Origin of the sequence: Microbacterium sp. NPDC056044, from assembly GCF_042267145.1 — a bacterium.
In the GTDB taxonomy this organism is placed as follows: Bacteria; Actinomycetota; Actinomycetes; order Actinomycetales; family Microbacteriaceae; genus Microbacterium.
In genome coordinates, this window is record NZ_JBHJWZ010000003.1 from 327,899 (window position 1) to 347,594 (window position 19,696).

Genomic DNA, 19,696 nt, shown 5'->3' on the forward strand with positions numbered 1-19,696 from the left:
CGGCCCACCGGCAGGCTACGCGTCGCGCCGGATCCACCGGAAGGTGAGGCGCGAGAGCACGAGCCCCACCACCAGCCAGACGCCCAGGGCGATCGCGACGCCGGCGAGATTCCATTCCCCGTTCTGTTCGAGCGTGGCATACGCGTCGGGCAGGAACACCGCGCGCATGCCCTGAGCCATCCACTTGAGCGGGAAGATCCCCGCGACGTTCTGCAGCCAGTCGGGCAGCTGCGAGAACGTGAGGTAGACGCCCGAGATGAACTGCAGCGCGAGTGCGATCGGCACGACGACGGCGGTCGCGCTCTTCGCGGTGCGCGGCACCGACGACAGCGCGACGCCGAGGAGGGCCGACGTCGTGAGGCCGAGGACGAAGACCCACGCGAACGTCGCCCAGCGCGCGGGCTCGGTGGGAAGCTCGACGCCGAGCACCGTCGACGCGAACACCAGCAGCAACGCGGACTGGAGCACGCCGGTGACCAGCACCTGCCCGATCTTGCCGATGAAGTAGCTCACCGGCGACAGCGGCGTGCCGCCCAGGCGCTTGAGCATGCCGTCGGAGCGCTCGACCGCGATGTCCATCGCGAGGTTCTGGAACCCCGAGAGCAGCAGACCCGCCGCGATCATGCCGGGCAGGTACAGCTCGGCCATCGAGATCGGCGGCACGCCCGGGGCGATCTGCACGTCCCCGTCCGACCCGAAGGCGACGCTGAACAGGCCCAGCATGAAGATCGGGAACAGGAAGGTGAAGAACAGCGTGTCTCCGGAGCGGAAGTACTGCATCAGCTCGAACCGCGCACGCCAGACGCCGACGGCGAGGAGATTGCGACGGCGGGGACGGATGCTGCGGACCGGCGTCCTCTCGACGGTGGCGCTCATCGCACCGCTCCCTTCTCGACGGGTGCGCCGGGCGCGGGGCTCCCGGTCCCTCCCCCGGTGGTCTCGCCGACCATCTCGAGGTAGACGTCCTCGAGGCTCGGCCGCACGATCTCGAGCTCGGCGGGCGCCTCGCCCAGCCGTGCCGCCAGGGCGGTCGCGAACGCGAAGGGGTCGTCGGAGCGCTCCTGCCGCAGCATCCCGTTCTCCCTCCACCGCACGATCGGAACGCGCGCGGCCTCGCCGCCGAACCCCGCGACAGGCCCGATCGCCTGCAGGCGGCCGGCCGCGATCACCGCGACGCGGTCGGCGAGCTGCGCGGCCTCGTCGAGGTAGTGGGTGGTGAGCACGATGGTCGTGCCCTCGGCCTGGAGGCGCCGGATGAGCTCCCAGAACTCGCGGCGCGCGTGCGGGTCGAAGCCCGTCGTGGGCTCGTCGAGGAAGAGCAGCTCGGGCCGGCCGATGATGCCGAGCGCCACGTCGACGCGCCGCTGCTGCCCGCCCGAGAGCTTCGAGATGCGGGTCTTCGCCTGCGACTCGAGGCCGACGGCGGCGATCACCTCGTCGACGTCGCGCGGGTCGGGGTAGAAGCCCGCGAACTGCCGCAGCTGCTCGCGGACGGTGACCATGCCCGACTGGCCGGTCGACTGGAGCACGATGCCGAGTCGCGCCTTGAGGTCGAGGCCGCCCGTGGCGGGGTCGACGCCGAGCACCTCGACGTCGCCGCCCGTGCGCCGCCGGTATCCCTCGAGGATCTCGACCGTCGTCGACTTGCCGGCGCCGTTCGGCCCGAGGAGGGCGAAGGTCTCGCCGCGCTCGATCTCGAACGACACCCCGTCGACGACCGCGCGATCGCCGTACGTCTTGCGCAGGTTCCGCACCCGCACCGCTTGTGTCTGCATGCTTCCAGCGTCGCGGAGGACGGATGCTGCGCCCAGCGGTCATCCGCAGGAGAAGGCATCCCCCATTCGGTGGATGCCGCGATCCACCTGGGCTCCGTACGCGGCCCGGAGCGCTGTGGGGTCAGTGACCGTGCGCGACCGTCACGGGAACGGGGACGGCGGCCTCCGCTTCCGCCCGCTCCTCCCCACGCAGCAGGCGCTGCCCGCGGATGCCGCCCGCAAGGGCCCAGGCGAGCAGCCACACGCCGGAGGCGACCGTGACGATGAACGAGACGCGCAGCCCGGCGTCGGGGTCGAGCAGCAGCACAAGGCTGATGAGGGCGACCAGGCCCCCGAGGATGGCGCCCGTGGCGCCGATCATCGTCAGCGCGCACCCGCGCGCGAGCCACCAGGCGATGCCACCGGCGATGACCAGCACGATGGCGAATACGACGGCTCCCCAGATCCACGCGTCCACGACGCACAGGGTATCCCTCCGGCGGCCGGATCGGGAAGAGCGCTTACCGGCCGGACGATCCGTCGCGCCCGGCGCGCATCGCCTCCCCGTGCATGACGCGCGGTGCGACCGGCGGCTGAAACGTCGCGACACGCCGACTACGCTCGAACCGTGACCGAACGCGCTCCCCTCTCCCGCAAGCTGTCCGCGATCGCCGAGTCCGCGACCCTGAAGGTCGACGCCAAGGCGAAGGCCCTGCAGGCCGCCGGCCGCCCCGTCATCTCTTATGCGGCGGGCGAGCCCGATTTCGCGACGCCGCAGTTCATCGTCGATGCCGCGGCCGAGGCGCTGCACAACCCCGCGAACTTCCGCTACACCCCCGCCGCCGGCCTCCCGGTGCTGCGCGAGGCGATCGCCGCGAAGACGCTGCGCGACTCGGGGCTCGAGGTCGACCCCTCGCAGGTGATCGTCACCAACGGCGGCAAGCAGGCCGTGTACCAGGCCTTCCAGACCGTGGTGAACCCGGGTGACGAGGTGCTGCTGCCCGCCCCGTACTGGACCACGTACCCCGAGGCGATCGCGCTGGCCGACGGCGTCCCGGTCGAGGTCTTCGCCGGCGCCGACCAGGACTACAAGGTGACGGTCGAGCAGCTCGAGGCCGCCCGCACCGACAAGACGACGGCGCTCGTGTTCGTCTCGCCGTCGAACCCGACCGGCTCGGTGTACACGCTCGAGGAGACCGAGGCGATCGGCCGCTGGGCTGTCGAGCACGGCATCTGGATCATCTCGGACGAGATCTACCAGAACCTCGTCTACGAAGGCACGCGCGCCGTGTCGATCGTGGAGGCGGTGCCGGAGGCAGCGGACCAGACGATCCTCGTGAACGGCGTCGCGAAGACCTACGCGATGACCGGCTGGCGGCTGGGCTGGATGGTCGGACCGAAAGACGCCATCAAGATCGCCGGCAACCTGCAGTCGCACCTGTGCTCGAACGTCAACAACATCGCGCAGCGCGCGGCGCTGGCGGCGCTCAGCGGCCCGCAGGACGAGGTCGAGCAGATGCGCCAGGCCTTCGACCGCCGCCGCAAGCTCATCGTCGCCGAGCTGTCGAAGATCGACGGTGTCGAGGTGCCCACGCCACTCGGCGCGTTCTACGCGTACCCCGATGTGCGCGGCCTCCTCGGCCGTGAGTGGGCGGGCGTCACGCCGACGACGTCCCTCGAGCTCGCCGACCTCATCCTCGAGAAGGCCGAGGTCGCCGTGGTCCCGGGCGAGGCCTTCGGCCCGTCCGGCTACCTGCGCCTGTCGTACGCCCTCGGCGACGACGCCCTCCTCGAGGGCGTGCAGCGGATGCAGCGCCTCTTCGCCTCGTAACCCGCAACACCGTCACGGAACGTGGATGCCTCGCCCCGAGGCATCCACGTTCCGTCATGTCCGTCGAAGCCCCCGCGAGGCCCGCCCGTCACCGGTGCTCGTGCGAAAACACGGGTCCGTGACGACGACACGCCGTGGTCGGGCGCGACGACGCGGCGTGTCGCGTCACGCACCCGTGTTTCGGCACGTGGACGGCGGGTCGACGGGGGCGACGGAGGAGACGGGGCCCGCCGGGTAGAGCTAGAGCTCGACGTTCAGGAGCACCGGCTCGGGCTGGAGGATCAGGCCGAACTCGGACTGAACCCTGCCCTGGATGAAACGGGCGAGCTCGGCGAGCTCGGCGGCGGTCGCGTGGCCGCGGTTCGTGAGGGCCAGCGCGTGCTTCGTCGACAGGCCGGCCCGCGAGCGCGGCAGCTTGAAGCCCTTGCGCACGCCGGCGTGCTCGATGAGCCAGCCGGCGCTCACCTTGACGTCGGACTCGACCGTGGTCGGCGCGGGCACGTAACCGTCGAAGTTCGCCAGCGGGATGACGAGCACGGGGTCGAGGTCGGGATGCACCGGCCAGCGCGGGCACGCGTCGGGGAGCGTGCGGGCGAAGGACGCCGACACCACGGCGTTCTGGAAGAACGATCCGGCACTGTACGTGTCGGGGTCGTCGGCGTCGAGCACCATGCCCTTGGTGGCCCGGGTCTCGAGGATCCTCTCGCGCACCCACGCGAGGGTCACCTCGTCGTCAGGACCGAGCCGCAGCGCCGTGCGGAGCTGGTCGCCGGCGATGAGACGCGCGGCCTGGCCGATCTCGGGCAGGTCGAGCGTCACGGAGAGGATCACCGCGCGGCGCGCGGGCACCGAGCCGTAGTGGTGCTTGAGCACCGAGGTGCGAAAGCCGAGCCCGAGCTCGGCGGCGGGCACGGTCGACACCTCGGCCGTCGACTCGTCGAGCAGCTCGACCTCGCTGAGGGTCTGCACGATCTCCTGGCCGTACGCGCCGATGTTCTGCACCGGCGCGGCGCCGACGGTTCCGGGGATCCCCGACATCGCCTCGACGCCGCCGAGGCCCTCGGCGACCGCGAAGGCGACGAGATCGTCCCAGCCATGGCCCGCCTGCACCTTCAGTCGCACGCGCCCTGGCAGAGGCGACGGCATCCGTTCGATGCCCGCCGTCAGCACGCGCACCACGGTGCCCTCGATGGGCTCGTCGCCGATGAACAGGTTCGATCCGCCGCCGAGCACGAGCCACTCGTCACCGGACGCCCAGACCTCGCGGAGGGCGTCGACGAGCTCGTCGGTCGTGCGGGCGTCGATCATGCGTTCCGGCGTGCCGCCTGTGCGCAGCGTCGTGAGCCGCGCGAGCGGGATGGGGGTGACCTCAGGCATGGATGTCAGACGGTGCGGATGCGCGCCTGCGCCTTGACCAGCACGGTGTTGCCGTCGAACGAGACGGTGAGGTCGATGCGGGCGGACTCGTCGTCGACCGCGCCGACCTTCGCGACGACCGTCACGTCGGCGCCGGTCTCGGGGTCGACCACCACGGGCTTGGTGAAGCGCACGCCGTACTCGAGGATGCGGCCGGTGTCGCCGACCCACGACTCGATCGTGCCGACGGCGAGGCCCATCGTGAGCATGCCGTGGGCGAGCACGCCCGGCAGGCCCACCGCGGCGGCCACGTCGTCGCGGTAGTGGATGGGATTGAAATCTCCGGATGCCCCGGCATAGCGCACCAGGGACTCCCGGGTGAGATGCACCGTGCGCTCGGCGACGAGGTCACCCACGGTCAGGTTCTCGAGCGCGCTCATGCGTCACCCTCCCCTACGAGGAGGACCGACGTCGTGGTCACGACGTGGGCTCCCGCGGCATCCGTGATCTCGGACTCGCTCGTGACCATCGCTGCGGCCCCCATCGCACGGATGCCGGTGACCGAGAGCTTCGCGGTGAGCTCGTCGCCCGCCACGATCGGCCGCGAGTAGCGGAACTTCTGCTCGGCGTGCAGCACGTTCTGGAGGACGATGCCCGAGTCGGGCTCGCCCAGCAGCTGCTGGAGCGTCGCGTCGGTCACGACGATCGCGAAGGTCGGCGGCGCGACGACGTCGGCGTAGCCGAGCGCCTGCGCGGCGGTGAGGTCGGTGTGCTGCGGGTCGTCGGCGAAGACGGCGCGCGCGAACTCGCGCACCTTCTCGCGACCCACGAGGTAGGGGGCGGTCGGCGCAAAGTCGCGGCCGACGAGCTCGGGGTTCACTGGCACCAGGCCATCCTACCGAGCGGGCTCCCCCGGCCCGGTTGGTCCGGTCGCCGGCCGAGGCCGTCCGCGCCACGCGCGCAGCCCCATCTGCACCGCGATGATCGCGAGGTAGGCGGCGAACAGCATGTTGCCGACGAACGGGTCGATGAGCGTCGCCGCCCACGCGCCGAGGGCGGTCGTGGTGCACGCGGCGATGCCGACGATCGCCGCGGCGACCAGGTCGACGTTGCGGCGGCGGATGTTGCCGAACGTGCCCGAGACCGCTGTCGGGATCATCATGAGGAGCGATGTGCCCTTGGCGACGAGGTCGCTCGTGCCGAACAGCACCATGAGTGCCGGCACGACGATGATGCCGCCGCCGACGCCGATGAGTCCCGACAGGATGCCGGTGGCCACGCCCAGCACCACGAGCAGGATCCCGCTCAGCACCGTGAGCGACAGTTCGGCGTCGCGCGACGGCACGACGATGAAGAGGCTCACGATCACGGCGGCGAGGAACCCGACGAACGACCACCGCAGCACCGTGAGCGAGAGCCGCGGCAGCAGCCACGTGCCGATCTGGGCGCCGACGACCGCACCGGCGGCGAGCAGCAGCGCCGGGATCCACGCGACCGAGCCGTGCACGGCGTACGAGATGACGCCGACCGTCGCGGTGGGCACGATCGCGGCGAGCGACGTCCCGGCCGCGAGGCGCTGATCGAACCGCAGGAAGAGCACGAGGAAGGGCACGATCACCGTGCCGCCGCCCACGCCGAACAGGCCGGACAAGAGGCCTGCGACGAGGCCGATGCCGATGCAGGTGAGGAAGAACCGAGCGTCGTGGGGAGGGCGCACCGTGTCGGGCGCGGTCATTCGTACGACAGCTCGTCGATCGCCCACTCGCCGTCCGACTGCACGAGCGTGTAGTGGTACACCGTGTTGCCGGGCTCGGGGTCGGTGGGCAGGCCATCCTCGTCGACGAGCGCGAGGTACGTCTCGTTCGTCGTGACCGCGATCTGGTCGCCCAGCGTCTCGACGTCGGTCACGGTGACCTTGTAGTCGTCGAAGTTCTCGTCGAAGCCCACGGACTGCGACTCGAAGGAGGCGCAGTCGTTCAGGCCGACGCTCGCGCGGAAGTCGGACGTCGTCGCGGTGGAGAGCTTGTCGCAGTCGCCCTCCTGCCAGGCGTCGTCGTACAGCGCGACGGCGGCGACCGCTGCCCGCTCGTCGTCGGACTGGCCGCTCGAGTTCGCGGTCGATGCCGACAGCAGCAGCAGCGGGATCACGACGGCCGCGGCGATCACGATGCCCAGCAGCACCACGCCGAGCACCACCCACAGGATCCACAGCTTCGACTTCTCGCGCGGCTCGGTCGCCGCGGCGAAGCCGCCACCGGCCGGGACGACACCGGCGGGCATTCCGGGATAGGCACCCTGCGGGTATCCCTCGGCCGACGCTGACCCGTCCTGCGCCGGGTACTGCTGCGCCGGGGAGCCGGGCTGCCCCGGGGCGTCGTACAGTGCCGCGAAGACCTCCGGCTCGGGCTGCGTCGACGCCTCGGCGCCGGCGACGATCTCGGCCTCGGTCGGCGCCGCCGAGTCCACCGGATCGGGCTCTGCGACGTGCTCCGTCCACTGCGTGCCGTCCCACCAGCGCAGCGAGCCGTGACCGTCGTCGTACCAGCCGGGAGGAGTCGTCGTCATCCTCAAACCCTATCCCCGCGACTTCGCCACGAACGGACGACGGATGCTGCGCCCCGGCGCCGGGGCGCAGCATCCGGTTCCCGCAATCAGCGGTCGAGAACGGCGCGGGTGCTGCGCTCCGGGGTCAGGTCGAGACGGCGCAGCAGCTGGGCGTTCAGCGCCACCACCACCGTCGACAGCGACATCAGGATCGCGCCGACCGACATCGGCAGCACGAAGCCGATCGGGGCGAGGACTCCGGCCGCGAGCGGGACCGAGAGCAGGTTGTAACCGGCGGCCCACCAGAGGTTCTGCGTCATCTTGCGGTAGCTCGCGCGCGACAGCTCGATGACCGACAGCACCGACCGTGGATCGCTCGACGCCAGGATCACGCCCGCCGACCCGATGGCGACGTCGGTGCCGGCGCCGATCGCGATGCCGACGTCGGCCCGCGCGAGCGCGGGTGCGTCGTTGACGCCGTCTCCCACCATTGCGACCTTGAGACCTTCGCCCTGCAGCTCGGCGACCTTGCGCTCCTTGTCTTCGGGGCGCACACCCGCGAAGACGCGGCGGATGCCGAGTTCCCGGGCGACCGACCGGGCCACCGGTTCGGCGTCGCCGGTGATCATCACGACCTCGATGCCGAGGGCGTGCAGCGCGTCGACCGCCTCGCGCGACTCGGGGCGGATCTCGTCGGCGAGCGCGACGGCACCGGCGACGACGCCGTCGCGCACGACGTGGAGCACGATCGAGCCGCGATCGTGCCAGGCCGCTGTCGCCGCCAGAGGCCGCGCGCCGACCTCGTCGAGCAGGCGGGGGCCGCCGACCCGGACGACGTGGCCGTCGACGGTCGCGGTCACGCCCACCGCCGGCGCCGACTGGAAGCCGGACGCGAGGGCGAGCGCGAGGCCGCGCTCGTGGGCGGCGCGCACGAGCGCCTTCGCGAGCGGGTGCTCGCTGTCGGCTTCGGCCGCCGCGGCGAGCGCGAGGACGTCGTCGGCATCGAGCGGGGCGACGGCTGTCACGTCGACCACCGTGGGCTCGCCCTTGGTGAGGGTGCCCGTCTTGTCGAACAGCACCGCGCCGATCGTGCGCATGCTCTCGAGTGCCAGACGGTCCTTGATGAGCACGCCGCCGCGCGCCGCGCGCTCGGTCGCGATCGACACGACGAGCGGGATCGCGAGGCCGAGCGCGTGAGGGCACGCGATCACGAGCACGGTGATGGTGCGCACGACCGCCTCGTCGGGGAGGCCGAACGCCGTCCACACGATCGCGGTGAGCGCCGCGGCGCCGAGCGCGAACCAGAACAGCCAGCCGGCAGCCCGGTCGGCCAGCCGCTGCGCGCGCGACGTCGAGCTCTGGGCTTCGGCGACGAGCCGCTGGATGCCGGCGAGGGTGGTGTCGTCGCCGGTCGCCGTGACCTCGACCCGCAGCCCCGAGTCGGTCGCGACGGTGCCGGCCGTCACGTGGTCGCCGACGCCGCGGGCGACGGGCCGCGACTCGCCGGTGACCATCGACTCGTCGAGGTCGGCGGCGCCCTCGACGATCCGCCCGTCGGCGGGAACGCTGCCGCCGGGCCGCACCACCACGAGGTCGCCGACGCGCAGCGCGGACGGCGCCACCGTGACGATGCGGTCGCCCTCCACGCGCTCGGCCTCGTCGGGGAGGAGCGCCGCGAGGGAGTCGAGCGCCGACGTCGTCTGGGCGAGCGAGCGCATCTCGATCCAGTGCCCGAGCAGCATGATCACGATGAGGAGGGCCAGCTCCCACCAGAACTCGAGTTCGTGGTGCAGCAGGCCCAGACTCGCGCCCCACGACGCGAAGAACGCGACAGTGATCGCGAGGCCGATGAGCAGCATCATGCCGGGCTTGCGGGCGCGCAGCTCCGACAGGGCGCCGGAGAGGAACGGCCAGCCGCCCCAGAAGTACATGACGGTGCCGACGAGCGGCGAGATCCACGCGACCCACGGCCCGTCGGGGAGCGGATAGCCGAGCACCATCGCGAACATGCCCGAGAACGCGACCACCGGCACCGCGAGGGCGAGGTTGATCCAGAACAGCCGGCGGAAGCGGGCGGCGTGGTCCGCGCCGTGGCCCGCATGACCTCCATGACCGGCGTGGCCGGCGTGGTCCTCCTGGCTCAGGTGCGCGGAGTGGTCGGTGGGGTGCGCGTGGACCGCGGCGGCATCCGTCGTGGCGGTGCCGCTCATCGGCACGTGGCCGGAGTGGTCATGGGCCGTGTGTTCGTCGGCCATGCGGCCATGGTCGCGATGCGGATCGGTCACGCTGCTCTCCTCGTCGACGTGCTTCCTTTATACCCCCTGGGGGTATCAGATGCAATCGGTCTCATGAGCGGTCTATTCCCGATCGGCCGCGAGGCGTGGCGGATGTCGGCGGGCCGCGCGACACTGACTTCAGCTGGAGTCTCGAGGAGCGCGAATGGACATCATCCTGGTCGCAGGCCTGTGGATGGGCGGATGGGCGTGGTACGAGGTCGCGCCCGCCCTGGCGAACGCGGGGCATCGGCCGGTGCCGATCACGCTGCCCGGCATGGAGTCGGCCGACGCCGACCGATCGGCGGTCACACTCGCCGATCACGTCGCCGCGGTCGTGGCCGCGATCGACGACGCACCGGGCGAGAGGGTCGTGCTGGTCGGGCACTCCGCCGGCGCGGGCATCGTGTACGCGGCGGCCGACGCACGGCCCGACCGCGTCGCGCGACTGATCCTCATCGGCGGCTTCCCGACCGCCGACGGCGACCCGCTGCTCGACGGGTTCGCGACGGAGGGCGGCGAGCTTGCGCTGCCGCCGTGGAGCGAGTTCGAAGAGGCGGATCTCCGCGATCTCGGCGAGGGCGGCATGACGGCGTTCCGCGCGTACGCGGTCCCCTCGCCCGCCGGCGTGGTCACCGGTACCCAGCGCCTCAGCGACGACCGTCGCCTCGACATCCCCGTCACCGCGGTCGCGACCGAGTACACGGTCGCCGACCTGCAGAGCTGGATCGACGCCGGTGCGCCGCCGGTGCGGGAGTTCGCGCGGCTGCGCGACGTGACCTACGTCGACCTGCCGACGGGGCACTGGCCGCAACTGACGCGTCCGCAGCACCTCGCCCGCGTCATCCTCGCGCAGCCGCCGCTGGGCGACGGCACCATCGCCCCAGAGGTCGAGACCATCAGCGCACAGGAGTTCCACGCAGCGGACGGCGTCGCGGACTGGCGCATCCTGTACTGGGGCGCGCACGCTTTCTTCCGCGCCGACTCGTTCGCGCACGGCGCGCGACTCGTGGCCGAGGTCGCCGCGATCGCCGACGGCCTCGACCACCACCCCGACATCGATCTGCGTCCGGAGGGCGTCTTCGTCAAGACCTTCAGCCGCCGCGACGGCGCGCTAAGCCGGACGGATGCCGAGCTCGCGGCATCCGTCTCACGCGCGGCCCGCGCACTCGGCCTCGAGCCCGACCCGTCCGTGCTCACCGTCGTCGGCATCGCCGTCGCCCAGGGCCCCGACGCCCATGTGCGGCCGTTCTGGAGCGCAGCGCTCGGCTACGACCCGCTCGGCGGCGAGGACGCGATCGATCCGCTGCGCCGCAACCCGCACGTGTGGTTCCACCCGCTCGAGCCGCCCAAGTCCGGCCGAGGCCGCACGCACATCGACATCTCGGTGCCGCGCGACCAGGTCGAGGCACGTGTCGCGGCGGCGCTGGCGGCGGGCGGGCGCATGGCCGACGACTCCCACGCGCCGGAGTGGTGGACCCTCACCTCGCCCGACAACCACGGCGTCGACATCGCCGCGTGGACCGACGACTCGGACTACTCGGGCTGAACTCTCCCCGGGCCGCCTGTCACCGCAGCATGCGCACGTCGATGATCGACGGCACCATCGGATCGGTCTGCTCGGCGCCGTCGAAGTCGAAACCGTTGCGTCGATAGAAGGCGATCGCCCGAGGATTCTCCTTCGCGACCCACAGCACAGCGGGCCCGTCGTCGAGCACCGCGTCCAGCAGCGCCTGCCCTGCCCCACCGCCGTGATCGGCGGCCGCGACGTAGAGCATGTAGAGCTGCCGCTCGCAGGGCGGCGGCGCTCCGTCGAACTCCAGGCCGGGGCCCGAGGTGGCGAAGCCGATGATGCGCCCTTCGCTCTCTGCGATCCAGACGCGCCATTCATCTCGGGGGTTGCCGAGGATGCGGGCCCACAAGCTCTGCCGCCCCTGCACGAACTCGTCGTCGAAGAAGCCGGCAGGCAGGAGGTGCGTGTAGGTCTCTCGCCACGTCGCCACATGGAGCGCGGCGATCTCGGCCGCGTCGCGCGGCTCGGGCACACGCAGAGTGAACGTCATGCCGTCATCCTGCCAGCGGGCGCGACACCCGGACAGGGGTGTCACCCGGCAGCGCCGTACGCGGTGAAGAAGCGGTCGCGGAACGCGTCCATGCGCCACACCGGCGATGCCTCCGACGGACGCAGCCCGGGCGTCCAGTTCCAGTCGGCGATCGCGTCGAGCACCGCCGGATCCTTCGCGATGACGCTGATCGGCACATCGCGGGAGGCGTGCTCGCCGCTCACGATCGACGCCGGCTGGTGATCGCCGAGCATGACCACGACGAGGTTCGGATCGTCGACGTTCTCGAGGAACGACAGCATCGACCCGAGTGTGTACTCGACGGATCTGCCGTAGGAGCGCCGCACCGTCTCGGGGTCCTTCCAGACCTCGCTCGCCTGCTGACCCTGCGCCGGCTGGTCGTCGTAGATCGAGCCGTCGCCGACGTCCGCCCAGGGCACCAGTTCGGGAAGCGGTGCCCACGGCGTGTGCGACGAGACCAGGTCGATCTCGGCCATCACCGGCCGGTCCGAGGTGGCGAGCACCTGGTCGGCGAAGTGCTTGAGCGTGTACTGGTCGGGGATGCGCGCGTACCCGAACGAGGGGCCCCGGTAGCCGACGCCGGTCGCGTCGAGCAGGGTGTCGTAACGGTAGAACGTCGATCCGACCTCCCACGGACGCCGGTTCGACGGCACGTCGCTGACGGTGCGCCAGCCCGCGCGGCCGAATGCCGCGCTCAGCGTGAGCCGGTCGGTCTGCGTCACCAGGTCGTACACGCCCTGCGCGTCGACCCAGACGCCGGTCTGCAGCGTGGCGTGCGCGAGCCAGCTCACCCCGCCGAACGTCGGCGACGTCATCCACGCGCTCCGCGCCGTGTAGCCGTCGGCCGCGAGCGACTCATCGCCGCCGCGCAGCACCTCGTCCACCCCGTCCGCGATGCCGTCGCCCTCGAGCGCCACGCGCCCGTAGCTCTCGACGAACACGAACAGCACGTCCTTGCCCTGCAGCACGGTCAGCAGGTCCGCCGCAGGAACGTCGGCGAACGGATCGTCGGCGACCTCGCGGGCGACCCGCGCCCTCGTCTCGAGCGCCGACACGGTGCGCGTCACGGCCGAGCCGACGGAGGAAGCGGATGCTGCGGCCGCGACCGGATCCGCGATGCGCAGCGGCGGCGCCACCGCCGCCATGACGATCCACGCCGCGGTCACGGCGGCGAGCGCGGTGCGGCCGCGGTCGCCGCGACGCCGCAGTGTCGCGTCGACGTACAACGCGGCCCACCCTGCCACGACCCCGACCGCGACGATCAGCGCGACAGCGGCAGCGAAGAGGGCGGTGGCGAGCGTCGGTCCGATCGACGAAGCGACGACCCCGTAGGCGTCGCCGAGCTGCAGCCAGTCGAGCGGCACGAAGTGGGTGCCGAGCGCCGCCTCGTATCCGCGATCGATGCTCGCGAGCAGCACGGCGACCGACACGAAGACCCCGAACGCGGTAGCCACGGCGAAGCGCAGCATCCGCCACGGAATCAGCGCGAGCACCAGCAGCGCCACGATCGACTCGACGGGGATGCGGACGAGGTCAGCGACCGAGCCCGTCGCCAGCGCACCGGGAATGAGGGGAAGCACGACCAGGGCGGCGATCGCACCGCCGAGCGCGAACCGCCTGCGCCAGAGGGGGACGACGCGCGCGGGCATCGTGCTCACGGGCGTTCGGCGATGGACTGCGCGGCTCCCGTCGGCTCGGCGTCGAGCATGCCGAAGCGGTCCGACAGGGCGTAGCGCAGGAGAACGACGTCGCCGATCTGGCGGGTGTCGGCGAGGTGCGCACGGCGGGAGGCCGTCCACGGGAAGGAACCGGGTCCGACGACGCGCGGCGCGCCGGTCTCACCGACGAAGAACGGTGCGACGACGAGGTGGAGCTCGTCGACGAGGTCGGCGCCGAGGAACTGGGTCAGCACCGTGCCGCCGCCCTCGACCATGAGGCTGCGGACCCCGTGGTGCGCGCCGAGGTCGTCGAGCAGGGCATCCATCGTGACGCAGTCGTCGCCCAGCCCGACGACGACGGCGCGACGGCCGAGCCGCGCACCGAGGTCCGCCGCGCGCTCACGCGGACAGTAGACGATGCGGGCGCCCTCCCCCGCCGTGAAGAACGCGGCGTCCGGTGAGAGCTCGCCGCTCGCGGTCACCGTCACCTTCGCCGGCGACTCCTGGCGGCCCGAGGCGAGCCGTTTCGCACGGCGCGCCGCATCTCGCACGAGCAGGCGCGGGTTGTCGCGGCGCACCGTGGAGGCCCCGACCATGATCGCGTCGTGCAGTGCGCGCACGTCGTCGACGCGGTCGAGGTCGGCGGCGTTCGACATCGCGAGCCGCGCGGGCTCGAGGCTGTCGAGGTAGCCGTCGATCGACATCGCGCAACTGAGGGTGACGTACGGTCGCTCGCTCATGCGGATCTCCTCTTCCCGATGATGCCTCCTGCGGGCAGCGATCGGAAGCGGCCGGTGAGCAGCGCGAGCGCGCCCGGCAGGACCGCGACCACCGTGAGCACGCCGAACGCGGTCGAGACGGCGACCCCCGCGCCGGCGCCGAGTCCCGCGAGCGCGAAGGCCGAGGCGGCGACGGCCTCGCGCGGTCCCCAGCCGCCGACGTTGACGGGGATGGCGGTCGCCCCGAGCACGATCAGCGCGACGACGGCGAGCTCGTCCGCGCGGGCATGCACCCCGGCCGCGAGGCCCGCGACCACGAAGGTGGCGGCGTGCGCCGCGAGCACGACGACCGACGCGACCGTGATCGCGCAGAGCGCGGCGGGACGGGTGAGGACGGGGCGCAGCATCCGGTACTCCCGTCGCAGAAGGGCGCGGCCGCGCCGGGTGGCGGCGACGACCCCGACGCCGACGATCACGAGCGCGGCAACGGCCCCGCTGATCCACGCCAGGGGTGCGAGCGGCGACGCCAGCCCCAGCGGCAGCAGGATGGCCAGCGTCAGCACGACCTGGACGAGCTGCCCGGCGACGCGTTCCGCCGCGACCGCACGGGCGGCGAGGTCGACGCGCTCGTGGTGCCGGCCGTGGACGTACGCGCGATGGACGTCGCCCACGACGCCGCCGGGCAGCACGGTGTTGAGGAACTGCGAGCGGTAGTACGCGGTGAACGCCTCGCTCCACGGCAACGGCAGCCCGAACCCGGTCGAGACGGTGCGCCAGCGCCACGCGGCGGCCGCCGTGGCGACGGCGGCCAGCGCCGCGGCGGCGAGGATGGTGGCCGGCGAGATCGAGGCGAGCCCCTCGAGGAACGGCCCGACGCCCACGACGGCGACCGTCCCGGCGACGACGGCGAGCGCCGCCGTGATCCGCAGCGCCGATCGCGCCCGCGGCGGGATCCTGCTCAGCGCGGCCATGCCAGCAGATCCTCGTGAGAGACGGTGACGTGCAGTCGCCCCTCCGCGGCCTGCGCCAGCCGGCGCTCGCGGTACTCGGCAGCGGCCGGCACGAGGTCGGGACGCTGCTCGAGCGCGGCGCTGATCCAGCCGTCCAGCCACTCGTCGACGAGCACCGTGTCGCGACCCGCGAGGCGCCACGGCGTCGCCGCCGTGCGGACGTTCCAGCCGGCGGCGGCGAATCGGGCCGCGACCAGGGCGACCGCGCCGGGTCCCAGCATCCGTCGTCCTGACGCATCGCGCCGCTGATGGTCGTTGAAGGCGGACTCGAGGGCACGCTCGACGCCGTCGGCCGGCTCCACGGGACGCAGCCGGACGGAGCCCATGACCGAGAGGCTGAACAGCGCCGGCGTGCCCGCGGCGACGCAGGCGGCGACGACGTGGGCGGCCTCGGCCTCGGTCAGCACGTCGAGCAGAGCGGAGGCCGTCACCGCCGCCGCCCCCTGGAAGGCATCGATCGGCAGGGAGGCGAGATGCTCCACCACGACGTCCGCCGCGATGGGCCGGCCGGCCCCGTCGACGACGGTGCGGAGGTCCAGGTGCGCGACGATGTCGGCGTCGCCGTCGCGCAGCACCCACCGCTGCGGCCCCGGCAGGCGTGGAGCCAGCCAGCGCGTCATCGATCCGGTGCCGGCGCCGAGGTCGTGCAGCACGAGGGGCGCCGACTGGGACGTCGGCGTGATCAGGCGCGCCAGTTCGCGGGCGAGGTCGACCGAGCGGGCGTCGTCGTCGGCGGGTGCCCGCAGCGCGAGCCACCCGGCGGTCGCCGTCGAGATCGCGGTCATGCCGCCTCCAGGGCGTCGGCCACCCGCGCGACGGTGTCGCGCCATGTCGGCAGCGCCGCCCGCGCCGCGAGCGCCTCGCGGCGCAGGCGCGCCCGCAGCGCGGGGTCGGTCAGCCAGGCGTCCAGGGCCTCGGCGAGCGCAGCCTCGTCGCCGGCGGGCACGAGCAGTCCCCCGCCCCCGGCGAGCGCGTCGGGGATCCCCCCGGTCTCGGCGCCCAGCACCGGGATCCCCCGCGCCCGCGCGTCGGCGATCGCCATGCCCGAGGCCTCGACGCGCGACGGCGCGATCAGCAGCCCGCAGCGGCGGTACGCCTCGGCGAGTGCGGGTTCGTCGAGCACCCCCGGCAGCTGCACCCTGCCGTCGAACGCCGCCGCCTGCCGCGCGATCTCGGCCGAGAACCCGGGGAACGCCTCGACCGACCCGGCGAACGTGCAGTGCCAGTCGCCCTTGCGCAACAGGGCGAGCGCGGCGAGCAGCGTGTCCTGTCCCTTGTGCGGCGCGATGACGCCCACGCACAGCAGTTCTCCGTCGTCGGCGGGCTGCTGCGGCCCCGCCGGGAGGACCCCGGGAACCGCGACGACCGTGCGACCGGGGTCGGCGAGCTCCCGCCGGGCGAGCTCGGCCGCGGTCCACGCGCTCGGCACGATCACGTCGTGCGCCGACGCGAGGGCGCGGCGCTCGGCGTCGATCGCCGCATCCGTCGCATCCGGAAAGACCGCCGTCACCATGTGCGCCAGCACCGTGAGGCGCAGCCGCGCCGCGGCCGCCTCCACCGCGGCCGGCGCCCACCCGGCCACCAGTCCGTCGACCAGCACCCGCGATGCGTCGGGCGCGTCATGGAGGACGGATGCCGCGTCCCCCGCGTCCGCCGCCTCGCGAACGTCCACGTCCCAGCCGAGGCCGCGCAGCCCGTCGCGGAGGTGCCGGTCGTAGACGTTGCCGCCGCTCACGCGCCGAGGGTCGTCGACCCCGGCGGGGACGACGAAGCGGAGGGACGGGACATCCGTCACCACGCCACCTCGTACGAGGCCCACGCCACGTGCGACTCGTGCAGCGTCACGACGATCCCGGTCAGGTGAGCGTCGCCCATGTCTCCTTCGCGGGCGCGCGCCGCGAGGCCGTCGCCGATGATCTGGCACAGCCGCTCGGTCGTGGTGTTCACACCCTGCAGGTCGGGGTGGTCATCGAGGTTGCGGTAGGTGAGCCCGGCGACGATCTCGCGGAGCACGTCGCTCGCACGGCCGATGTCGACGACGACGCCGTGCTCGTCGAGCTCGTCGGCGCGGAACGTCGCGTCGACGAGGAACGTCGCGCCGTGCAGCTGCTGCGCGGGCCCGAAGACGTCGCCGCGCAGGCTGTGCGCGATCATGAGGTGGTCGCGGACGGTGACGCTGAAGCTCATTCGGCAGTCCAATCGATCGTGTGGCACAGTTCTCCGGCAGTGCCGTCGGCGAGCGCGGCGGTGACCTCGGGCAGCCGGCGCCAGGAGGTGGTGCCGCCCAGAAGCGCGTCGTACGCCGGATCCTCGAGCAGACGCAGCGCGATCGCAAGACGGTTGCGCATCGTGCGCGAAGCTCTGCGGCGGACCGCGATGGCGCCGACCTGACTCGGCCGGATGGCGATGCGGCGGGAGTGGAAGTCGGCACCGAGCTCGAGCGAGACCGCGCGGCTGCCGTACCAGCTGGCGACGATCACCTCGCCGTCGGTGGGTGCGATGCCGAGCGCCAGCTGGAGTCCGGCGCCGGCGCCGCTCGCCTCGATCACGACATCCGCCCCGGGAAGCTCCTCGGACGCGAGCACGAAGCCGACCCCGAGCGCCTCGGCCGTCGTCGCACGCGCCGGGTCGACGTCGACGAGGGTGACTTCGGAACCCGGGATGCTGCGCGCCACCCGCGCGATCGCGGCGCCGATCATGCCCGCGCCGACGACGACGATCCGATCGCCGACCAGTGGGGCGGCATCCCAGAGCACGTTGACCGCCGTCTCGACCGCTCCGGCGAGCGCCGCGCGGCGCGGCGGGACCGCCTCCGGCACGGGGTGGAGGGCGTCGGCGGGCACGACGAAGCGCGACTGGTGCGGGAACAACGAGAACACGGTGCGGCCGTGGAGCGCCGCGGGCCCGTGCTCGACCGTTCCGACGTTGAGGTACCCGTACTTCACGGGGAAGGGGAACTCGCCCGCCTGGAACGGGGCGCGCATCCGCTCGTGCTCCGACACCGGCACCTCGCCTCGGGCGACCAGCGACTCGGTGCCGCGGCTCACGCCGGTGAAGAGCGTCCGCACCGACGCCTCACCGTCCGAGATCCCGGGGAGCGGCTCACTGCGGAACTCGCCCTGCCCGGGGCCGACCGTCCACCATGCGGTCGCAGCATCCGGAATCTCGTGGTGAACCTCAACGGGTCCCTGCGTCGTGTTCCCCGTGACCGCCATGACGAGTACACGGAGCGCGCATGGGAAAAGTTCAGTGGGTGCCCTGGTGGTGGGTCGCGGGCGGAGTCGCCGGGTTGGTCGCGATCGGGACGGCGACGCCGCTGACGGCGGCGGCTTGGACGGCCGGCGTCGGATACCTCGTCGTGTCGACGGCGCTCCTGCTGCGGGCGATCGCCCGTGGCCGGGTCGAGCGGTTCGGGCCCGCCAACGCCGTCACCGCGACGCGGTCGATGCTCGTGGGGCTCGTGACCGCGCTGGTGGCGGCCTCGTTCGCGCACACGGTGCCGACGGCGCTCCTGGTCACGCTCGCCGCGGTCGCACTCGCGCTGGACGGCGTCGACGGCTATGTCGCCCGCCGCACCCACAGCGAGAGCGAGCTGGGCGCGCGCTTCGACATGGAGGTCGACGCGTTCCTGCTGCTGGTGCTGTGCGTGTGCGACGTGCGCTTCGTCGGCTGGTGGGTGCTCACGATCGGCCTGCTGCGCTACGCCTTCGTCGTCGCGGGATGGATGCTGCCGTGGATGAGGCAGACGCTGCCGCCTCGTTACTGGCGCAAGGTCGTGACCGCCGCGTGCGGTGTCGCCCTGGCCGTGGTGGCGTCCCAGCTGCTGCCCCCGGCCGGGAACGTTCTCGTCGCCGCGGCGGCGCTCGCCCTCGTGCTCGAGTCGTTCGCGCGCGACGTCACCTGGCTCGTGCGAGTGAACCTCGCCGCCACCCCGCTCGTTTCCCTCGAGAAGGCGTCGACCATCTCACCTCCGGAAGAGAGCAGGTAGGACCATGACCGAATCCACCGGGCGGGCGCTCTGGACCATGCGCATCCTCAGCGCGATCGCCCTCCTCGCCACGGGCGGCATCCATCTCTACCTCGCGCTGAACGGCGTCGGCGGCATCCTGGGGGTGATGTTCATCCTGAACGCCGTGGCCGGCCTCGTCCTGGCAGCCGGGATGCTGCTCCTCCGCGGTCGGCTCCTGCAGCTCGTGACCGTACTCAGCCTCCTGTTCCTCATCGCGACGCTCGGCGCGCTCCTGCTCGCGCTCACCGTCGGGCTCTTCGGCATCCACGAGACGTGGGACTTCACCCTCGTTCCCGAGACGGTGATCGTCGAGTCGATCGGCATCGTGCTGCTCGGGATCACGACGGCGATGGTGCTGCGCCCGCAGCCCGTGCCGGGCATGCGCCGCAGCCCGCAGGGCGCGTAGCTCGCCGCGCCGACGGCCGGACGCCCCGACCGCGCCGCCACGTGGGGTGGCG

At 72.6% G+C, this 19,696-nt stretch carries 21 protein-coding genes; 4 read left to right on the forward strand and 17 right to left on the reverse strand.

Features of this window, described 5'->3' with window-relative positions:
• Positions 1 to 15 precede the first annotated feature (15 nt).
• The 3 genes from ACFC1I_RS10325 to ACFC1I_RS10335 all read right to left on the reverse strand — a co-directional run bounded on the left by ACFC1I_RS10325 (position 16) and on the right by ACFC1I_RS10335 (position 2,232).
• The gene (locus ACFC1I_RS10325; protein ID WP_376008639.1) at positions 16 to 876 is read right to left on the reverse strand and encodes an ABC transporter permease; all 861 of its coding nucleotides are present in this window, start codon (positions 874 to 876) and stop codon (positions 16 to 18) included.
• The gene (locus ACFC1I_RS10330) at positions 873 to 1,775 is read right to left on the reverse strand and encodes an ABC transporter ATP-binding protein (RefSeq protein ID WP_376008641.1); all 903 of its coding nucleotides are present in this window, start codon (positions 1,773 to 1,775) and stop codon (positions 873 to 875) included. The genes ACFC1I_RS10325 and ACFC1I_RS10330 overlap by 4 nt, the downstream gene beginning before the upstream one ends.
• 121 nt (positions 1,776 to 1,896) lie before the next feature.
• Complete coding sequence (locus ACFC1I_RS10335; RefSeq protein ID WP_376008643.1) at positions 1,897 to 2,232, reverse strand: hypothetical protein; 336 nt, start codon at positions 2,230 to 2,232, stop codon at positions 1,897 to 1,899.
• Positions 2,233 to 2,382: 150 nt separating this feature from the next.
• Here ACFC1I_RS10335 and ACFC1I_RS10340 point away from each other — a divergent pair, with 150 nt between their 5' ends.
• Positions 2,383 to 3,585, forward strand: coding sequence for a pyridoxal phosphate-dependent aminotransferase (locus ACFC1I_RS10340; protein WP_376008645.1), 1,203 nt, complete (start codon positions 2,383 to 2,385; stop codon positions 3,583 to 3,585).
• 240 nt (positions 3,586 to 3,825) lie between these two features.
• Here the strand turns inward: ACFC1I_RS10340 and ACFC1I_RS10345 are convergent, their stop codons facing one another.
• From ACFC1I_RS10345 to ACFC1I_RS10370, 6 genes are all read right to left on the reverse strand, one after another.
• On the reverse strand, positions 3,826 to 4,962 hold the full coding sequence (locus tag ACFC1I_RS10345) for a UDP-N-acetylmuramate dehydrogenase (RefSeq protein WP_376008647.1): 1,137 nt from the start codon (positions 4,960 to 4,962) through the stop codon (positions 3,826 to 3,828).
• Positions 4,963 to 4,967: 5 nt separating this feature from the next.
• A complete protein-coding gene (locus ACFC1I_RS10350; protein WP_376008649.1) occupies positions 4,968 to 5,381 on the reverse strand; it encodes a MaoC/PaaZ C-terminal domain-containing protein in 414 nt (137 codons plus the stop codon).
• Positions 5,378 to 5,827, reverse strand: a complete 450-nt coding sequence (locus ACFC1I_RS10355) for a MaoC family dehydratase N-terminal domain-containing protein (RefSeq protein ID WP_376008651.1) — start codon at positions 5,825 to 5,827, stop codon at positions 5,378 to 5,380. Before ACFC1I_RS10355 ends, ACFC1I_RS10350 begins: the two co-directional genes overlap by 4 nt.
• 9 nt (positions 5,828 to 5,836) lie before the next feature.
• Complete coding sequence (locus ACFC1I_RS10360; RefSeq protein ID WP_376008653.1) at positions 5,837 to 6,676, reverse strand: sulfite exporter TauE/SafE family protein; 840 nt, start codon at positions 6,674 to 6,676, stop codon at positions 5,837 to 5,839.
• Entirely contained in the window at positions 6,673 to 7,506 is an 834-nt protein-coding gene (locus ACFC1I_RS10365) for a DUF2510 domain-containing protein (protein WP_376008654.1), read from the reverse strand. Before ACFC1I_RS10365 ends, ACFC1I_RS10360 begins: the two co-directional genes overlap by 4 nt.
• Before the next feature lie 86 nt (positions 7,507 to 7,592).
• Entirely contained in the window at positions 7,593 to 9,740 is a 2,148-nt protein-coding gene (locus ACFC1I_RS10370) for a heavy metal translocating P-type ATPase (protein WP_376009344.1), read from the reverse strand.
• A 184-nt stretch (positions 9,741 to 9,924) separates the two neighbouring features.
• Between ACFC1I_RS10370 and ACFC1I_RS10375 the strand changes: the two genes are divergently transcribed.
• A complete protein-coding gene (locus ACFC1I_RS10375) occupies positions 9,925 to 11,307 on the forward strand; it encodes an alpha/beta fold hydrolase (protein ID WP_376008656.1) in 1,383 nt (460 codons plus the stop codon).
• A 19-nt stretch (positions 11,308 to 11,326) separates the two neighbouring features.
• Here the strand turns inward: ACFC1I_RS10375 and ACFC1I_RS10380 are convergent, their stop codons facing one another.
• From ACFC1I_RS10380 to ACFC1I_RS10415, 8 genes are read right to left on the reverse strand one after another with little or no spacing between them, the layout of a single operon-like run.
• Complete coding sequence (locus ACFC1I_RS10380) at positions 11,327 to 11,821, reverse strand: GNAT family N-acetyltransferase (RefSeq protein WP_376008658.1); 495 nt, start codon at positions 11,819 to 11,821, stop codon at positions 11,327 to 11,329.
• Positions 11,822 to 11,862: 41 nt separating this feature from the next.
• Positions 11,863 to 13,500, reverse strand: coding sequence for a CDP-alcohol phosphatidyltransferase (locus ACFC1I_RS10385; RefSeq protein WP_376008660.1), 1,638 nt, complete (start codon positions 13,498 to 13,500; stop codon positions 11,863 to 11,865).
• Positions 13,497 to 14,240: a RibD family protein gene (locus tag ACFC1I_RS10390; protein WP_376008662.1), complete on the reverse strand. Its 744-nt coding sequence runs from the start codon at positions 14,238 to 14,240 to the stop codon at positions 13,497 to 13,499. The genes ACFC1I_RS10385 and ACFC1I_RS10390 overlap by 4 nt, the downstream gene beginning before the upstream one ends.
• Positions 14,237 to 15,190: a lysylphosphatidylglycerol synthase domain-containing protein gene (locus ACFC1I_RS10395; RefSeq protein WP_376008664.1), complete on the reverse strand. Its 954-nt coding sequence runs from the start codon at positions 15,188 to 15,190 to the stop codon at positions 14,237 to 14,239. The genes ACFC1I_RS10390 and ACFC1I_RS10395 overlap by 4 nt, the downstream gene beginning before the upstream one ends.
• Positions 15,178 to 16,014: an SAM-dependent methyltransferase gene (locus ACFC1I_RS10400; protein ID WP_376008666.1), complete on the reverse strand. Its 837-nt coding sequence runs from the start codon at positions 16,012 to 16,014 to the stop codon at positions 15,178 to 15,180. The genes ACFC1I_RS10395 and ACFC1I_RS10400 overlap by 13 nt, the downstream gene beginning before the upstream one ends.
• Positions 16,011 to 17,027 (reverse strand): glycosyltransferase family 4 protein, encoded by a 1,017-nt coding sequence (locus ACFC1I_RS10405; RefSeq protein ID WP_376008668.1) that lies wholly within the window; start codon positions 17,025 to 17,027, stop codon positions 16,011 to 16,013. The genes ACFC1I_RS10400 and ACFC1I_RS10405 overlap by 4 nt, the downstream gene beginning before the upstream one ends.
• The gene (locus ACFC1I_RS10410; RefSeq protein WP_376008670.1) at positions 17,021 to 17,416 is read right to left on the reverse strand and encodes a 6-pyruvoyl tetrahydropterin synthase family protein; all 396 of its coding nucleotides are present in this window, start codon (positions 17,414 to 17,416) and stop codon (positions 17,021 to 17,023) included. Before ACFC1I_RS10410 ends, ACFC1I_RS10405 begins: the two co-directional genes overlap by 7 nt.
• Positions 17,413 to 18,444 carry a zinc-binding alcohol dehydrogenase gene (locus tag ACFC1I_RS10415; protein WP_376008672.1) on the reverse strand — a complete coding sequence of 344 codons (1,032 nt, stop codon included), beginning with the start codon at positions 18,442 to 18,444 and terminating at the stop codon, positions 17,413 to 17,415. Before ACFC1I_RS10415 ends, ACFC1I_RS10410 begins: the two co-directional genes overlap by 4 nt.
• 20 nt (positions 18,445 to 18,464) lie before the next feature.
• On the opposite strand from ACFC1I_RS10415, the gene ACFC1I_RS10420 reads away from it, so the two are divergent.
• Positions 18,465 to 19,217 (forward strand): CDP-alcohol phosphatidyltransferase family protein, encoded by a 753-nt coding sequence (locus tag ACFC1I_RS10420; protein ID WP_376008674.1) that lies wholly within the window; start codon positions 18,465 to 18,467, stop codon positions 19,215 to 19,217.
• 4 nt (positions 19,218 to 19,221) lie between these two features.
• Positions 19,222 to 19,644, forward strand: a complete 423-nt coding sequence (locus ACFC1I_RS10425; protein WP_376008675.1) for a hypothetical protein — start codon at positions 19,222 to 19,224, stop codon at positions 19,642 to 19,644.
• Positions 19,645 to 19,696 lie beyond the last annotated feature (52 nt).

Bases quoted from the DNA above. Each gene is read 5' to 3' on its own strand.
- ACFC1I_RS10360 (WP_376008653.1), bottom strand. From the start codon at position 6,676: ATGACCGCGCCCGACACGGTGCGCCCTCCCCACGACGCTCGGTTCTTC.
- ACFC1I_RS10380 (WP_376008658.1), bottom strand. From the start codon at position 11,821: ATGACGTTCACTCTGCGTGTGCCCGAGCCGCGCGACGCGGCCGAGATC.
- ACFC1I_RS10370 (WP_376009344.1), bottom strand. From the start codon at position 9,740: ATGGCCGACGAACACACGGCCCATGACCACTCCGGCCACGTGCCGATG.
- ACFC1I_RS10345 (WP_376008647.1), bottom strand. From the start codon at position 4,962: ATGCCTGAGGTCACCCCCATCCCGCTCGCGCGGCTCACGACGCTGCGC.
- ACFC1I_RS10420 (WP_376008674.1), top strand. From the start codon at position 18,465: ATGGGAAAAGTTCAGTGGGTGCCCTGGTGGTGGGTCGCGGGCGGAGTC.
- ACFC1I_RS10365 (WP_376008654.1), bottom strand. From the start codon at position 7,506: ATGACGACGACTCCTCCCGGCTGGTACGACGACGGTCACGGCTCGCTG.
- ACFC1I_RS10425 (WP_376008675.1), top strand. From the start codon at position 19,222: ATGACCGAATCCACCGGGCGGGCGCTCTGGACCATGCGCATCCTCAGC.
- ACFC1I_RS10390 (WP_376008662.1), bottom strand. From the start codon at position 14,240: ATGAGCGAGCGACCGTACGTCACCCTCAGTTGCGCGATGTCGATCGAC.
- ACFC1I_RS10330 (WP_376008641.1), bottom strand. From the start codon at position 1,775: ATGCAGACACAAGCGGTGCGGGTGCGGAACCTGCGCAAGACGTACGGC.
- ACFC1I_RS10410 (WP_376008670.1), bottom strand. From the start codon at position 17,416: ATGAGCTTCAGCGTCACCGTCCGCGACCACCTCATGATCGCGCACAGC.
- ACFC1I_RS10415 (WP_376008672.1), bottom strand. From the start codon at position 18,444: ATGGCGGTCACGGGGAACACGACGCAGGGACCCGTTGAGGTTCACCAC.
- ACFC1I_RS10395 (WP_376008664.1), bottom strand. From the start codon at position 15,190: ATGGCCGCGCTGAGCAGGATCCCGCCGCGGGCGCGATCGGCGCTGCGG.
- ACFC1I_RS10375 (WP_376008656.1), top strand. From the start codon at position 9,925: ATGGACATCATCCTGGTCGCAGGCCTGTGGATGGGCGGATGGGCGTGG.
- ACFC1I_RS10350 (WP_376008649.1), bottom strand. From the start codon at position 5,381: ATGAGCGCGCTCGAGAACCTGACCGTGGGTGACCTCGTCGCCGAGCGC.
- ACFC1I_RS10325 (WP_376008639.1), bottom strand. From the start codon at position 876: ATGAGCGCCACCGTCGAGAGGACGCCGGTCCGCAGCATCCGTCCCCGC.
- ACFC1I_RS10400 (WP_376008666.1), bottom strand. From the start codon at position 16,014: ATGACCGCGATCTCGACGGCGACCGCCGGGTGGCTCGCGCTGCGGGCA.